We start from the raw sequence: 1,527 nt of genomic DNA, 5'->3' as shown, positions 1-1,527 counted from the left end.
TGAGTTCCGCGGCTTCGGCGGTGTACTTGAGCCCCACTACATTGTCGGCGCAAAACCACTCGACCAGTGAGCTATTACGCACTCTTTCAAGGATGGCTGCTTCTAAGCCAACCTCCTGGCTGTCTAAGCGATCCCACATCCTTTTCCACTTAGTACACTCTTAGGGGCCTTAACCGGCGATCTGGGCTGTTTCCCTCTCGACAACGAAGCTTATCCCCCGCTGTCTCACTGCCGTGCTCTCACTTCACAGTATTCGGAGTTTGGCTGATGTCGCTAAGATAGTAGTCCCGCTAAACCAACCAGTAGCTCTACCTCCATGAAGAAACACACGACGCTGCACCTAAATGCATTTCGGGGAGAACCAGCTATCACGAAGTTTGATTGGCCTTTCACCCCTACCCACAACTCATCCCCTCAGTTTTCAACCTAAGTGGGTTCGCGCCTCCACGACGTCTTACCATCGCTTCACACTGGTCATGGGTAGATCACTCCGCTTCGGGTCCAGGACATGCCACTAAAAACACACTAGTTAGTATTCGCTTTCGCTACGGCTACCCCACCAGGGTTAACCTCGCGACATGCCGCTGACTCGCAGGCTCATTCTGCAAAAGGCACGCCATCACCCCAAAAGGGCTCTGACGGATTGTAAGCACACGGTTTCAGGTACTATTTCACTCCCCTCACGGGGTACTTTTCACCATTCCCTCACGGTACTCAATACACTATCGGTCACAACAAGTATTCAGGCTTACCGAGTGGTCCCGGCAGATTCACAGCAGATTCCACGAGCCCGCTGCTACTCGGGAAAAATTGTCAACGCACACATTGCATGCTTTCACGTACCGGACTCTCACCGTCTACGGCAGGCCATTCCAAACCACTTCCGCTAACACACAACACACACGCGGGCCATGGCAGCAGCCCACAACAAAATCCCACAACCCCACACACGCAACCCCTGCCAGGTATCACACGCATATGGTTTAGCCATCATCCACGTTCGCTCGCCGCTACTAGCAGAATCATTATTATTTTCTTCTCCTGCGGGTACTGAGATGTTTCACTTCCCCGCGTTACCACCACACCACCTATGCATTCAGCAGTGGGCGACCACACATAACCGTGGCCAGGTTTCCCCATTCGGACACCCTCGGATCAACGCTCTATTGGCAACTCCCCGAGGCCTATCGTGGCCTTACACGTCCTTCATCGGCTCATTGTGCCAAGGCATCCACCGTGCGCCCTTAAAAGTAACAAATCAAACACTAAGACACACACAAAACACACACCACAAAAAGCGCGGCATGCATCAGGTGAACAACAAAATCACAAGAAATTAGATACTCGCGTCCACTATACAGTTCTCAAACAACACGAACACCACCCACACACAACCAACCACACACGGTCAATCACACGCAGGAAGCATCCCACCAGGAACAACAACACATGCCATTCCAGACACCCAACAACGCAACAAACCAAACACACAAGACTTGAACACAACAACACACACCAACAACCAAC

The 1,527-nt window shown here is 51.9% G+C and carries 1 rRNA gene; it reads right to left on the bottom strand.

From position 1 onward, the window contains the following. Window positions 1–1,258, bottom strand: a 23S ribosomal RNA gene (locus QP413_RS09795); the annotation flags it as partial. Between the last annotated feature and the right edge of the window lie 269 nt (window positions 1,259–1,527).

The sequence above is a fragment of the Corynebacterium sp. UMB4614 genome (assembly GCF_030217065.1).
Lineage (GTDB): Bacteria > Actinomycetota > Actinomycetes > Mycobacteriales > Mycobacteriaceae > Corynebacterium.
This window is presented reverse-complemented; position numbering and strand designations above follow the sequence as displayed.